The 14,998-nt window shown below is 41.2% G+C and carries 12 protein-coding genes; 4 read left to right on the top strand and 8 right to left on the bottom strand.

The window, feature by feature from the left end; genetic code table 11:
- The 4 genes from ACYTXL_RS22785 to ACYTXL_RS22800 all read right to left on the bottom strand — a co-directional run.
- A partial coding sequence (locus ACYTXL_RS22785) for a hypothetical protein (protein ID WP_461926712.1) occupies nucleotides 1-1,605 on the bottom strand: 1,605 nt, incomplete at its 3' end.
- Nucleotides 1,606-1,622: 17 nt separating this feature from the next.
- A complete protein-coding gene (locus ACYTXL_RS22790) occupies nucleotides 1,623-2,516 on the bottom strand; it encodes a trypsin-like peptidase domain-containing protein (protein WP_461926713.1) in 894 nt (297 codons plus the stop codon).
- A gap of 1 nt (nucleotide 2,517) precedes the next feature.
- On the bottom strand, nucleotides 2,518-2,859 hold the full coding sequence (locus ACYTXL_RS22795; RefSeq protein WP_461926714.1) for a CU044_2847 family protein: 342 nt from the start codon (nucleotides 2,857-2,859) through the stop codon (nucleotides 2,518-2,520).
- Nucleotides 2,860-3,967: 1,108 nt separating this feature from the next.
- Entirely contained in the window at nucleotides 3,968-4,213 is a 246-nt protein-coding gene (locus tag ACYTXL_RS22800) for a hypothetical protein (protein ID WP_461926715.1), read from the bottom strand.
- A gap of 231 nt (nucleotides 4,214-4,444) precedes the next feature.
- Here ACYTXL_RS22800 and ACYTXL_RS22805 point away from each other — a divergent pair, with 231 nt between their 5' ends.
- On the top strand, nucleotides 4,445-6,421 hold the full coding sequence (locus ACYTXL_RS22805; protein ID WP_461926716.1) for an AMP-dependent synthetase/ligase: 1,977 nt from the start codon (nucleotides 4,445-4,447) through the stop codon (nucleotides 6,419-6,421).
- A 41-nt stretch (nucleotides 6,422-6,462) separates the two neighbouring features.
- Nucleotides 6,463-6,912 (top strand): YlqD family protein, encoded by a 450-nt coding sequence (locus tag ACYTXL_RS22810; RefSeq protein ID WP_292803498.1) that lies wholly within the window; start codon nucleotides 6,463-6,465, stop codon nucleotides 6,910-6,912.
- A 261-nt stretch (nucleotides 6,913-7,173) separates the two neighbouring features.
- On the opposite strand, the gene ACYTXL_RS22815 is transcribed toward ACYTXL_RS22810, so the two are convergent.
- Entirely contained in the window at nucleotides 7,174-7,647 is a 474-nt protein-coding gene (locus ACYTXL_RS22815) for a hypothetical protein (protein WP_461926717.1), read from the bottom strand.
- Nucleotides 7,648-7,955: 308 nt separating this feature from the next.
- On the opposite strand from ACYTXL_RS22815, the gene ACYTXL_RS22820 reads away from it, so the two are divergent.
- Nucleotides 7,956-9,251: a dihydrolipoamide acetyltransferase family protein gene (locus ACYTXL_RS22820; RefSeq protein ID WP_461926718.1), complete on the top strand. Its 1,296-nt coding sequence runs from the start codon at nucleotides 7,956-7,958 to the stop codon at nucleotides 9,249-9,251.
- 165 nt (nucleotides 9,252-9,416) lie between these two features.
- Here ACYTXL_RS22820 and ACYTXL_RS22825 read toward each other — a convergent pair whose 3' ends face one another.
- The 3 genes from ACYTXL_RS22825 to ACYTXL_RS22835 form a co-directional block, all read right to left on the bottom strand.
- On the bottom strand, nucleotides 9,417-10,229 hold the full coding sequence (locus ACYTXL_RS22825; RefSeq protein ID WP_461926721.1) for a class I SAM-dependent methyltransferase: 813 nt from the start codon (nucleotides 10,227-10,229) through the stop codon (nucleotides 9,417-9,419).
- Between the two features lie 107 nt (nucleotides 10,230-10,336).
- Nucleotides 10,337-11,236, bottom strand: coding sequence for an AraC family transcriptional regulator (locus ACYTXL_RS22830; protein WP_461926719.1), 900 nt, complete (start codon nucleotides 11,234-11,236; stop codon nucleotides 10,337-10,339).
- A 240-nt stretch (nucleotides 11,237-11,476) separates the two neighbouring features.
- Nucleotides 11,477-13,624 (bottom strand): intein-containing RctB family protein, encoded by a 2,148-nt coding sequence (locus ACYTXL_RS22835; RefSeq protein WP_461926720.1) that lies wholly within the window; start codon nucleotides 13,622-13,624, stop codon nucleotides 11,477-11,479.
- Nucleotides 13,625-14,087: 463 nt separating this feature from the next.
- On the opposite strand from ACYTXL_RS22835, the gene ACYTXL_RS22840 reads away from it, so the two are divergent.
- Complete coding sequence (locus ACYTXL_RS22840) at nucleotides 14,088-14,924, top strand: class I SAM-dependent methyltransferase (protein ID WP_461926722.1); 837 nt, start codon at nucleotides 14,088-14,090, stop codon at nucleotides 14,922-14,924.
- The last annotated feature ends 74 nt before the right edge of the window (nucleotides 14,925-14,998 follow it).

Here is a 14,998-nt window from a genome sequence, read left to right on the forward strand (position 1 = left end):
ATCATTATATTCCTCATTGTGCAGATAGTAATTGACAACAAACTGAAATTCCCAGTCATTTTCTACTTCAGATTTAAGGGTACAAAGAAAATCATGGATTTGCTCTCTATCTGTATTTTGGAATATTCCCAGAGTCTCTTCAACGGTTTTATCAAAGAAATCTTTGCGGAGTTCTTGTCGATAAGCTAAACTATTAGGGCCAAAATTGATAAATCCAGCATGTTGCTGAAGAATTTGAAAAAAGTACTGCATAGACCAAATACCCGCAGCAGCAGAATCATTCTTTGATTTAAGTTCATGAATATATTTCAAGCAGATATCAGCTGCTTCACTACAAAGCTCTTGAAAGTTACCAGGCGAACTTTCTCGGAGAAGACCAATAACTAGTAACCGCCGTGTCATGCCATCTTTGATAACCATTTTATCACGAGTAAAAATAGATGTCTTTGTCAGTTCAGCATTTAATTTAAAACTATCATCACTAAAAGGTAACTGAAATCTCCGAACGGCTTCCTTTAATATACAAGTACTATTTATTATGGGGAATATACTCAATTTTTCAATGGATTCGTACAAATGATTATTTTCTTTTGTCAAACTTTCTCTAATTTGATCTCTACATTTTTTGAGATTTTTTTCCCATAATTGATTGCCATAACTGTTTATAAACAAATTAACTGTGTAACCACCACCCCGATAAACTTTTAGTGCTTCAGCAATTCCCCCTGGATGTCCACCAGTTAAATACAGTAAGTGTCCTGCCAGTAGAGCAAGACTTTCAGAAGTCATTTTGCTCGAGTTGAGATATTTTGTTGCTGTATCTTCAATTACTTCCCAGTTAAAAGGAGAGAGTGTTAGTTTCGGAAAAATTCGATCTGAGGGGAGATCAACCAGACAGCGAGCTGCAATCACAACTCGAAGTCTCCGGGAATTCTCTTTAAAAAACTGTAATTCTTTCAAACATTTTTCAATTCTCCATGCAAATTCCTTAAAGTCGTTAAAAAGTTCGTTTAAACGTTGCTTTTGTGGGGCATTTCCATCCAGATCGATTAGCAACACAATACCTTTTTTGCCCTGAGATTGCCATTTAGTAGCCCAATTTCTATGCAATAGTAAACCTAAACGCTCTCCCCAACTTAATTGATGTCCTTCTGGGAGCGGAAGTTGTAAAGAATTTGCTAATCGTTTTTCTAAGTCTTCAATAGTTTCATAACTAGAAATAGAAGCGTAAGTACAACACCACTGTAATTCTTGAAAACGTCCCAATATCTGTTTGAGAAGTTCTGTTTTCCCGTAACCTTCTGGTGCTGTTACCAGACGATAAGGAGGAGAATTAGTTGCTGTAATTTCATTAATTGCAGCATCACGATTGGTAAATGGAATCTTATCAGGCTCAAGCTCTACAGATTGTTGATTTAGCTGGTTTAATTCTGATTCAGCTTTTTCTATTTCATTAAATTTATCATCAAGTTGTCTTTGTAATTTGTTCTTATCTACATCATTAAGCGTCCGCGAGATTTGTTTGCTGATACTTTCAATCTCAGTTTTTAAATTGGCTATTAACTGCTCTAGATAGTCATTTCGTAAATCTGAAGATTTTTTCATGGCATTTAGGTATTAAATTAATGGTTTATGGCATTAAGTTCGCTTTCTAGTTGCTCAAGTTCTTGTAGTATGGTATTGATTTGGCGTTGGATGATATTGCGATCGCTCGCGCTAAGTGTATAGTTGAGTTGATTGTAAGCCGCCTCATAATCACTACTTAGAACGTCAAAGCGTTGTTGCCAAGTTTTGATTTTGAGTTGTTGTACTCTGCTGTTAATAGTCTGAGTATGTGCCTTTGACGAAATCGACAAGGCTATTTCATCCCAGGCTTTAAGCAATACATCAGCAGGAATCATGAAAGCAGTCTTAATATCTTCTCGCCGCTTCTCCGCCGCCACTGCCATACCAACCACTTCTAGAAGGGTTTCATCCCATATCGGCGCACCACTAAAACCCGGTTCTACCCTGTAGCCAGTTACTTTACTATCTTCGAGTTGCACCCATCCCTTCCCTTGGCCGTCTCGCAACACCCCTGTGGCCCAAACGCCATCATTGTGTCCGTTAGGAAAACCGAATATGCGGAAAGGATGCTCCCAGATATTGCTAGCTCTTATTAGCTTGATAGGTTGGGCTTCTTGAGGTAACTGTCCTTCTATTTGCAACCCGGCAATATCTTCAGGTTGGAAGTTTGATGCATTGCTGACAACAGGTTGCCAAAAAATAACTTTAGCTTTTAGTTGTTGCCCTGATGCAATTAGGGGAAAATCTAAATAAATATCATTACTAGGAGCTTCAACTATATTCTCTGGCAAAGATAGAGCAGAGGTAACAACATGAGCGCATGTCATGATGTAATTTTGAGTTCGCCCAGAGACTAAAAAACCTACACCAATTACCGCACCATTAGCATGAAAAATCCGAGCGATCGCTGACCTAAAAGTTTGAATATAATTATCTGTATTCACTACCATACTATGCCTTGTCTTGCTTCCATTTCAAGGTTATTTCGTAGTTAGCTTCACCATTTACAGAAGTAAAAATTGCACCCACAGCAGCATTTAACTTAATCCCAAACTTAACCTCTACCTCATCAGCAGGTGTATTAAGTTTACTCAGTTTGGTGATAATCGCTGAAGCTACAGGTTGTATTTGGTCTAAGACCTCGTCAAATTTCTTTTTAGCTTCAACTACCATTTGCCCTGTGTCTGGTCTGGCAACACGTACAAGAGAATTACTATTTTCTGGTTCATCAACTTCAGCTAAAAACTTCGTGCCATCTTGGAGAGAAAATTCTGTGATCTGTTTCCGATTCATAGTGAAACCTGTTATTTTAACTAATCATTGTAATGCGTTGATAATCAAAAAAATTAGCAGTATTTTTTGTAATTTCATCCTCATTAGGTTAATTTTAATTACCATTGCATAAGGGTTTTAGACATTTCAAATGGGTGGTTTATTTACGTAGTGGTGTACTAGTACTCTGTCAATTCAACTTTAACAGTAGATAAATTCTTTGACAGACTACTAGTACTCTGTGAAGCTAATGCCTGGTACGTAGTAAGCACTTAAGTGCTTAACGTAAGAGGATGTTTTAAAAGTCCTCTGGTCGGTAGCAAAACGTTTTATAGGACTCCTAAATCCACGCCAGTTACTCATGGGGGTCTCCCCAAGTTGAGCAAGTGGCGTGGGTTAGGGGGAATCAACAAGTGCCTAAAATTACAGCCAACTACTTTTAAAACATCCTCTAAGGACTAAAGCATTGGTGTCAACAAAAGCCTAGAAATAGATTAAGTGAAGGTTTGACTCACCCGCCTAGAACTAAAGTTCTTTGGCTTTTAGCTAAAGTCTACTGAAGTAGACTAAAAATTTTTGGGCATATTTTAGTCATCAAAACAAGACTTTTGCTATTAGCAAGGAACTTCAGTTCCTTGCGGGGCATGACTTTTACCTTAAGTTGACACGTAAGGACTAAAGTCCTCACTACAAACTGATTTACCCAGCATAGTTGACTTGACAGCCTGCTAGAAGTTTGTGAAGTTTCTGAATAAAGTGACCAAGTTCTTGCTGCTTGGGCATTATAAGCTGCTTGACTGTCATGTAATAGATTTAACAATTGTTATGTCAATTGTTATATTACTTATATCTGTAGCTTTACTCAATTGGTAATTATACTGACTCAGCTTGAAAATTACTTGATTCTAAGTAAGTATACAAGAATAAATTAAATTATATTAAGCAATGTAAATTTAATTAAATGTTCTGGTAGTAGTCTCTCAAGTTTGATTTGCTGGGTTAGTAGTTTGCGCTTTAGCAAAGACAGCGCAAACTACTAACAATATAAGAGATTTGGCGAAATGAGAAAGACTTAATTTAATCGCTGGTCGTCGGAGGTACTGAGGAATTTTTACTTGCAAACAGTCCATCAATTCGGAGAACACTTGGCACAGAAATCAGGACTGAATTTACAGAATTGGCTACCTGTCAATCCATAAGCTGTACAATAAGGAAAACTCGTAAGTTCGACTCTGGCTGTTTGTAATTTGGAACCATTGGGCAACGCTTCAGTAAGTTTGGTTTTATCAGCCACAAGGATAGCTACAAGTCTAGGGAACGCCACGCAAGCAGCAATATTGAGAAGCGTTAGCAGTATAGTGTCTATGAAATTCATAGGTAATCATCTCCTGTGAAACGTAGGCGATCGCTGTTCTTAGATGCAAACACAATCGTATTGCTTGCACTCTATGTAAATTAACTTTAACATAAATTTTTGTAAATATAAACGTGGAATTCCTGGAATTATCATATACAGAAGGGAATGTGGATAATAAGGATGGTCATTGTAGCGTAATAACAAAATAAACTGGAAAACGATCAGTTTACGATATTTAGGTAAGGTGTTATGTCAAAAACCCAAACCGCGTCTTCTTTTTTAGCTAACATCAGTGAGCGAGAACGGCAGGCATTAAAGCGGTTGGTAGATTACACAAATGTAGAATCGCTGCCAGAAATTTGGCCTTTGGCAGCTCAACAATTTGGTGATGTTATCGCCCTCCGTAGCCCTCACGCTAAACCAGAGGTAGTGATTAGTTATACCCAGCTAGCAGAGCAAATACAACTATTTGCTACTGGGTTGCAGGCGTTGGGAATAAAGGTAGGCGATCGCATTTCTCTAATTGCTGACAACAGTCCTCGCTGGTTTATTGCCGATCAAGGGATAATGACGGCTGGGGGAGTTGATGTGGTGCGTAGCTCCCAAGCGGAAAAACAAGAACTGCTGTTTATCATCGCTAATAGTGGCACTACGGCACTGGTACTTGAGGATTTAAAGACACTTAAAAAACTCCAAGATCGCCTCAATGATTTACCAATTCAAGTGGTAATCTTACTTTCGGATGAAGCACCACCAACAGACCAAACCCTAAAGGTGCTGAACTTTGCCCAGTTGATTGAAATTGGGGTAAATCATAATTTTGTGCCAGTCAAGCAAAATCGTGAGGCTCTGGCAACGCTAATTTACACTTCTGGCACCACAGGCAAACCTAAGGGTGTGATGCTGTCTTATAACAATTTGATGCACCAAGTAACAACATTTGGGACAGTATTGCAACCAAAGGTGGGCGATATGGTTCTCAGTATCTTACCTTCCTGGCATAGCTACGAACGAACTGTTGAATATTACCTACTATCTCAAGGTTGTACACAAGTTTATACCAACTTGCGCTCTGTGAAAGGAGATTTAAGACAATTTAAACCGAACTACATGGTAGGTGTACCCCGCCTGTGGGAATCGATTTATGAAGGAGTTCAAAAGCAGTTCCGCGAACAACCAGCAAATAAGCAACGCCTAATTAACTTTTTATTGGGCATTAGCGAAAAATATATCAAAGCGCAGCGAGTTGCTCAAGGGTTGAATTTAAATAATCTTCATGCTTCAACCGTCGAAAGATTAGCAGCTAGGATACAAGCATCAGCTTTATTACCCCTCCATGCCTTGGGAGAACGACTGGTTTATGCCAAGGTGCGAGAAGCCACAGGAGGAGAAGTTAAGCAGATGATTAGCGGCGGGGGTGCGCTTCCCAGACACATAGATAACTTCTTTGAAATTATTGGTGTGCAGATTTTGCAAGGCTATGGCTTGACAGAAACTTCTCCTGTTACTCATGTGCGGCGTCCTTGGCGAAATTTGATTGGTGCATCAGGACAACCACTTCCGGCTACAGAAGCTAAAATTGTAGATCCTGAGACAAAAGCGCTTTTACCAATAGAGAAACGAGGCTTAGTATTGTTGAGGGGGCCGCAGATAATGCCAGGCTATTACCAAAATCCCGAAGCGACAGCGAAAGCAATTGATGCTGAGGGTTGGTTTGATAGCGGCGATTTGGGCTGGCTGACACCACAAGATGATTTAGTGCTGACTGGCAGGGCAAAGGATACGATTGTATTGACTAACGGGGAAAACATCGAGCCGCAGCCGATCGAAGATGCGTGTTTGCGATCGCCATACATTGATCAAATTATGCTCGTCGGCCAAGATCAGCGCAGCCTGGGAGCCTTAATTGTCCCCAATCTCGAAGCCCTAGAAAAATGGGCAGCAAGCCAGAATCTGACACTGGATACGCAGAATGATCAGGTTACTTCCTCATTTAGTCAAAAAATTGACTTGCAGAGTAAAATGATCCAGGATTTATTTCGGCAAGAATTGAATCGGGAAGTGCAAAATCGTCCAGGCTTTCGACCGGATGACCGCATCGGAACGTTTAAACTCATTCTGGAACAGTTTTCCATCGAAAATGGCTTGATGACACAAACACTGAAAGTTCGCCGACACGTCGTCACCGAACGCTATCGCGATATTATTGACGGCATGTTTGCCTGATGATTCCACCTGCTAACTACAAGAGTGAACGTGAAACATTTATGGATGTCTCCAAATCTAATTTGCTTCTGAAACGCGTCGTTAACGTCAAAGTCATTGTTACTCCCCTGTGGAAAGAGGAAGTACAACAGCAGCTGCAAACGCAGATCAATCAAATCGACCAGCAACTGCAACAGCTAGAAGTCGAAGGACAAAGAGCGGTGGCGGCAATTCAAAAACAGAGTCTGCAACCACCTGGACCCCAGACCCTCCAACAAATTGACAATATCCAACTCCAAGTCAATGAAAAGAAAAGTGAACTGCTAGAGCAGAAAAATCAGTTGCTGCAAAACCTCCAGCAAGTGCAGTTTCTTCAACAGGATCAGGAAGTTAACCAATTCCAAATGGAAGGCTTTTTCCGGGTAGAAATCGGTGATAACCTCATTAGCAAAATGCAGGTCGAAATCGTTCTGCGCGATGGTGTTGTAGAAGAAATTCGCGGCGACATTTAAATAGTTAGGAGTTATTCAATTTTAGATTTTGAATTTTGGATTTTGGATTAAAGGAAAAATCTGAAATCTAAAATCCAAAATCCAAAATTGGCGGAGTTATGAGTTTAAATTCCTAACTAATTCCTAACTCCTAACTAAGCTGTTGCGCCTTTAATTTGCACTAATATTTTTTCAACATGGTTGTGGGGTGGGCAGCGTTCGACTGAGCGCTCACGCCGAAGTCTTGCCTGCCCTGATTGTGCAAGTTGTATACATAACAGCTTAATCCCTCACTCCAGCCCAAACAATTTGCCACACTGGAGGAGAGCTAATAAAAAGCGATCGCCCAAAGGTGGTCATCTCAACTCGATATTTAACTGTACCAACTGAATCATCACCCCGCTTGATTTGCGTAATCGTCACAAAGGACTGATTTCGTTGCGGATAAGCTACCTCTACCTTTCGCGTTCTTCCCACTGATGCGATGTCGTCAAAGGCATTCAGGGCGAGGGTAGCAGGATCACTACCTTGGAGAGATGAGTTGATTTTTTCTAGAGATATATTTTTATAATCTGAACGCTCTAAGTATCCCACAACCTCTTGAGACTGATGGATTGCTGCCACCTGCTGGGTTTGCCCATGATTAGTCTCAATAATCGGTGCAGATGGCTGGCGCTGGATAATATAAACTCCAGCACCAGCAGTGGCAAAGATAGTTAGTATCACAATCAAAAAGAATTTCAACTTGGGCGACATAAAAGTAAACAGGAATTTCAAATAGGTTTATTATCAATTTTGAATTCTAGATTGAACTGTATCCCATATCCTCTATCTGTGAGAAGCTTCTGTATCTTAAGGAGTGGTTATGAGAGGAATTTGACACCTCCTCGCGCCTATTGGTACGAGGATTCTTCTCCTCACTCCCCACTTCCCACTCCCCACTCCCCACTCCCCACTCCCCAACCAAAATATAAAATCTCCAGTCCAAAACTCTCCCACCAAGATACAATTCAATCTGACAAAAGCTGTTAAAGTCCATAAACCATTGATTCCCAAACCACCCTATGAGCATTCACGAAGTATTTATGCCGGCGCTGAGTTCTACTATGACCGAAGGCAAAATCGTTTCCTGGGTGAAATCGCCAGGTGACAAGGTGGAAAAAGGCGAAACAGTGGTGGTTGTAGAGTCAGATAAGGCAGATATGGATGTAGAAACCTTTTATGAGGGATTTCTTGCCCATATTATAGTTGAAGCTGGTGAAACTGCCCCGGTAGGATCTGCGATCGCCTTCATAGCTGAAACGGAAGCTGAAATTGAACAGGCGAAATCTCTTGCCAATTCCGGCGGCGTGGCTGCTAGTGCTACCTCTTCCCCTGAACCAATCACCGCCGGCACAGCCTCATCTGCAACACCTGCCTTAGCGTCTCAAAACGGGTCTAACCACAAAGAAGGAAGGCTTGTAGCTTCACCCCGCGCCCGTAAATTAGCCAAAGAACTGAAAGTTGATTTAACTACACTCGAAGGCAGTGGTCCCCACGGTCGCATTGTCGCCGAAGATGTAGAAGCATTGTCGAATCAGGGCAAACAACCCGCCACTGCCCCAGCAGCACCCGTACCAATCAGCGCCCCAGTTGCACCCCCAGCACCTCGGACACCAGCACCCACACCAGTGGTAGCGGCTGTTCCTGGTCAAATCGTGCCTCTAAGTACCTTCCAAAATGCCGTAGTGCGGAATATGGTAGCCACCATATCCGTGCCCGTCTTCCGTGTCGGTTATACAATTACCACCGATGGATTAGACAAACTTTATAAACAAATTAAATCCAAAGGCGTGACAATGACAGCGCTACTGGCGAAAGCTGTAGCAGTGACGTTGCAAAAACACCCATTGTTAAATGCTAGCTACTCAGAGCAGGGCATTGTCTATCATTCTGATATCAACATTTCCGTAGCAGTAGCGATGGATGATGGCGGATTGATTACGCCTGTGCTGCAAAATGCCGATGCAGTGGATATCTATTCTCTATCGCGTACTTGGAAATCTTTGGTAGAACGTGCCAGGGCAAAACAATTACAGCCTCAAGAATACAACAGTGGTACTTTTACCCTGTCAAATTTGGGGATGTTTGGCGTAGATAGATTTGATGCGATTTTGCCGCCTGGACAAGGTTCAATTTTAGCGATCGGGGCATCCCGTCCGCAAGTGGTAGCAACACCCGACGGTTTATTTAGTGTACGGCAACAAATGCAAGTCAATATTACTTCTGACCACCGGATTATTTACGGTGCCCATGCTGCGGCGTTCTTGCAAGATTTAGCGAAATTGATTGAGACGAATCCTCAATCTTTGACAATGTAATTTTGAAAAGACACCAAATTTAAATGTTAGCGCTACCAGCGAGCAGCAGTTTGTCGTAGAGTAGCGCTAACAACAAACAATAACTAATCATACTCATCCAGATTAACTTTATCAAACATTACTACTATTCTCCTTTTGCTAAGTTGCACACCACTCTTACCTGCTTCAAGCCTTTCGACCAGTTACAAAAAAAGTCAGATTTTCATACCAAGCTCCTTGCTCTGTTGCCTCTGCTTCAATTTTTTGACGATACTCTGCTTTTAATTCTGCCATTTGCTCTGATGAAACTTGTAACAAGGGATTTTCTCTAGGATGAAACCATCCTCCATTCCATTCTCTAGCTTGCTCTAAATTGCGATATAAACCTAGTTGTTGGATCTTAACTTCAATATCTTTAAAACCAGCTTCTGCAAGTAGATGATGACACTTTTCAGGAGTGCCCGTTGGCTCATTGATATTTGTCAGCAAAATATCATATTGGTCACAAATCTCGATGATGAGTGGCGCTCCACAAGATTCTTCAGAGCAACAAGAAAAACCCATAACTCCGCCTGGTTTGAGAAAACGATACCATTTACGTAGAGCTGCAGGAATATCTTTAAAATACACTATCGCTGTAGAGCAAAGAATTACATCGAAACTCTCATCATTGAAGTCGATATACTCAGCATCAGCTTCAATGAGTTCGATATTTTGCAGACCTAATTCTTCAATTTTATATTGTGCTTGAGCTAGCATTCCTGAAGAAAAATCTACTCCAGTTACTTTTCCTTCAGAACCAACAATTTGTGCAACAGCAATGGCAATGATACCTGTGCCAGTTGCCATATCCAATACTTTTTGTCCCTTTTGCAGTTGAACTAAATCTAGTAGAGGCAGAGCGCGATGAATTATATAATCGTTGTCGTAGCTAGTTCTGCTATCGAAGAAATCAATTACTTTTTTCTTATACTGTTGTTCGTATTGGGTATTTTGCATGATATTCTCGATTTTCACTGGTCAATTATGATAATAAATTGTGAGTGAAACTTCTGTCTTCTGAAAACTTGCTTTCAAAATGTTTAAATCTTGCAAAATTCCAAAAATTATATGATTTCTCTATATGCTTTGGGTGGGATTCCTACATGCTTACGAAAAATGGTAGTAAAGTTGCTTTGGCTAGAACAGCCAACTTGAAGTGCAATTTCGATAATAGGTAACTGAGTATAAGTAAGTAAAAATTTAGCTCGTTCAATCCGACATTGAATGACGTATTGATGCGGAGAAATACCCATTAGACGTTTAAAGCAACGACAGAATGAATAGGAACTCATATTCACTAGACAAGCCAGTTCTGCCAGCGTTAATTCTAGTGCTAAGTTGTCATAAATATAATCAATTATCTGCCGTAATTGATGCTCAGAAAGATTAACCTCAAACTGTGAATTTAGTTGCCGTGTTCCAGAATAAGTTTTGAGGAGATGGGCTGCTAGAGCAATAGCAACTGATTCACCATATAGTTTACCAGATGGACATCCGGCTTCAAGCTCTGCTTTGAGTGCCATTCCCAGATGAAGTATTTGGCGATCGCAGACTCCGCGCTGTGGAATAATTTCGATAGTGCGATAGCTCCCAACGATCAGTTCATCTGCTACTCTCTTAAATAGACTCGAATCAAAAGAGACTAAGAGAAATTTTATTTCCTGATGCCAACGGGCTTGAGTCGGAATCCCCTTTGGAGTAACATTTACCCAACCTCTCCTCATCTGCGTACTGTGCAACCTTCCACCGGCTAGTCGCCAGTCTATTTGAGATGAATTACCAAGCCAAATATTAATGCTGTGCTGCTGTAAGCAAAGTTCTGGACATTCAAAGGCGGGTAAATGGTGCTGTTCAAGCACAATCCCATTCCAGTGATTAGTACTGGACAAAATAGGAGGTTTGCTACTCATCGGCACAAGATTTCCGCTTGCCACATGAATGGCTGAGAGTTGTTCAGATTTCATGTTGCCTAATAACTTGTGAGCTACTACAAAAAATATAGTAAGCTAATGGGTGACAAAATTACACTATTAATTTATTTTCGCTAGCGCTAGCAAATGACCCTATTTATTCAGTCAATTCACTTAAAACAATTATTTCTTCCTCAGCGTACCTCTGCGCTTCCCTTCTCTGCGAGACGCTTTGCGAACGCGCCCCTCTGCGTTTAAAAAATAAAAAAGGTGGGCATTACCCACCCGAGAAATTTATCCCTTCACACAAAGAACTTGCTTAAGTGTTGCTACAACCTCAACCAAATCCGCTTGATTTTCCATAACTTGTTCTATCGGCTTGTAAGCACCAGGAATTTCATCTAACACACCTTCATCCTTACGGCATTCTACACCATTTGTTTGCTCAATCAAATCATCAAGTGTATAGACATTTTTTGCTTTATTTCTAGACATGAAACGCCCTGCACCGTGGGAACAAGAACAAAAACTCTGGGCATTACCTTTACCCTTAACGATGAAAGATTTCGCCCCCATCGAACCAGGAATAATCCCATAATCTTCAGTCTGGGCGCGAACTGCACCCTTACGAGTAACGTATACATCCTCGTCAAAATGCACTTCTTTTTCGGCGTAATTGTGATGACAATTAACCTGCAATAAAGGTTTAGTTGCCTTCCCACCTGCTACATGCTTCTCAACTATGTGCTTAAAACGCGCCATCATCACATCACGGTTGACACGCGCATAGTTTTGTGACCATTGCAAATCGTGCCAGTATGCTTGGAATTCTGGCGTACCAGCGACAAAGTGAGCCAAATCAGGGTCAGATAATTTATTACCTGCCATTTTTGCTAATTCTCTGGCTGTGTGAATATGACATTGGGCTAGTTTATTGCCAATGTTGCGCGAACCAGAATGCAACATTAGCCAAACTTGATTCTCTGTATCAAGGCACACTTCAATAAAGTGGTTTCCTCCACCGAGAGAACCCATCTGTTTCATTGCTTTACTTTGTAGGTCTTGTACCCCGCGATGCAAGTCTTTAAAATCATCCCAGGATTGCCAGTTGGTGACAGATTTCTCAACGTCTTTGTTTTCGTTGAATCCAGTAGGAATTGCTGCTTCAATATCCAGGCGGATTTTCTTCAGTTTACCTTCTAGTTGTTCGGCGGTAAATGATGTTTTGATAGCGCTCATCCCGCAGTTATGAACAAATACCCCAGCTTTCAGCGCGAAATTATGGTACTCTGGTACTGTTAGACAGTAAACATCCTCTGTGTAATTTAGGGGATTTACTGCTACAACTTTGTGATTGCATTGATGTTGTTTTCTGCGGTGATTGTGGAGTCCAATTGGAGTTTTGACCTCTACACCACAAATCTCACAGCTATAGTATCGGTTAGCAATCTCTTGAGACTTTTCTCTCCCTTTTTCACTCTTGTTATATTTAACTAGATATTGTTTACCCCGATTACCATCACCTGCAACTGCATTTTTAAAATGCTCTGGTTGCTGTATCATGTACTGAAGGATATTCCTAGTTCCACGTTCAGCATAGTATTGGTATCCTTCTGGAGTTTTTGCTTTTTGAGCAAGGGAAGCAACTCTTTTCTCTTCAAATTCGGCAGACTGCCAGTGTTGGTTATGCTCCACTAGAGAGCGGTGGTAAGAAGAATGATCGCAATTACCCATGAATTCAAGGTTCTCTGGTCGATTATCGGATTCCTCGAAATTCTGATGATGAATAACTGTTTTCTGTCCCTCAAATCTGGGAATCTTGCCGAGTAACCCAGACCTGGCAACAATCCAGTGTGCTTTTTGCCATCTGCTGGAGTATGGCTGAGTAATCAGGGTGTAGCCATCTTTGTCAGTCTTGGAGTAAAAGGGCATTAAGGAAGTCGCGGCTTGAAGCAACTGAGCTTCTTTATAGGTTCCGTCCCGAAGCATGAATTGGTGATCAGGAGTACAAATAATTTCTTCACCGTTATCCAGAATCACTTTCACCAGTGGAGCATTCCGTCTAGTCAACTTAGCAGTTGCTTGAGCCGCAACGATTTTTCCTGTTGGCGTACAAGCATAAACAATAAACTCTTTACCCCAATCCATTAGGTCTTTAATACGATAGGATTTACCATCTACTAAAGGAATTAAGGTATCTCCTATGAAGCAACCAATATCCACACCGACAGCAGCCGGTATAATTGCCTGTTTGGTCGCAATTACAGAACCCACTAAGGCACCTTTTCCTAAGTGAACATCTGGCATCAAGGCTACGTGCTTAAACACAAATGGTAGCGATGCCACATTCTTTGCCATCTTAGTTTCTTCTGGGCCTAAAGAGTGATTTGCCCAAGAAAAAACGGGTGTTGATGTACTAATTTCTAACTTTTCGTAGGGCATAATTTTTTCTATTTTGGATTTTAAATTTTAGATTTTGGATTGGGCATAGGGCTATGATAATTATCGCTATGCTTTATAACCCATTACGGTTCGGTTAGCGTCTTAATATTTTGAATATCCCCCCCAACCCCCCTTAAAAAGGCTTGCTCATAACCCTCTTTTACCCCCTTTTTAAGGGGTCGCCGCAGGCGGGGGGATCTTATCCGAACCGTATTGCTTTATAACCCACTACCTAGTTAGTTGTAGCAATTTAAATGTTGTTTTGTCTTTCACTTTTCTCCCTCAATTTTCGTAAACCTGAAGAACTACTTTTAGGAGTTACATTTAGATAATACAGATTGTAATAATATAGATTACAAACGTCAAGCCGATCGCTCCAAAGAAAGCAGATATTTTCCAGATGTATTAAAATTTGTAAAGGAAATCACTCTGCTTAAATAGCCCCTTAGAGTTCTCACAGAATATCGCAGTGCGTCAAGATACAATTTGGGAACGTTTTTTATCCCCTGTAGTGCGTCTTTTGATTGATGAAGACGGCTTGAAGCGTTACGCTGATAGTATTGACTGGGAGAAGGAGTGCGTAGGCGTAGCCCGTCGTAGACATCGCTATCGACGAGATGATGTCACAATTCCCCCCTACTACAGCAACCAAAACTTTCACGGTATTGCTGGCGGATATCTCAATTACGGTGCAGCAGTTACTTACGATCCGATTACCCAATATGTTTTGCCACCGAATGAGAGTATTGTCCGTCAGGCTTTAGTTGATGGCGTCAAGGTAAAACCACGACGCATACTTGATTTAGGCTGTGGCACAGGTTCCACTAGTTTAATGTTAAAGCAGGCTTTCCCGGAAGCGGAATTTATTGCTTTGGATTTATCACCCTATATGCTGGTAAGGGCAGAAGATAAAGCAAGAAATGCTGCTTTAGATATAGTCTGGCGACACGGAAATGCTGAAAAAACAGGTTTCAGAGATGCAACATTTGACTTAGTGACAGCTTCTTTGTTATTTCGTGAAACACCAGATGCGGTTTCCTTAGCAATTCTGCGGGAAAGCTTCCGGTTGCTGGTAAATGGAGGGCAAGTATTAATTTTAGATGGGAATCAAAAAACTCTGCGTCAGTTAGAATGGCTTAATGATGTTTTTGAGGAGCCATATATTCGTGAGTATGCTGCTGGTAGCGTAGACGCGAATATGGGTGCAGCCGGATTTGAAGCTGTGCGATGTCTACGACGGGCTACGCCTACACAGGATGTATGGTGGATAAATCAGGTAACTAGTAGTTCATGTCATTAATTCTGATGTGTTGCGCCGGAGCGTTATATAATAACGGTGTGTCCACATATCGGGACACGAGTGTCGGTGCGATC

It is taken from the genome of Nostoc sp., assembly GCF_054880495.1.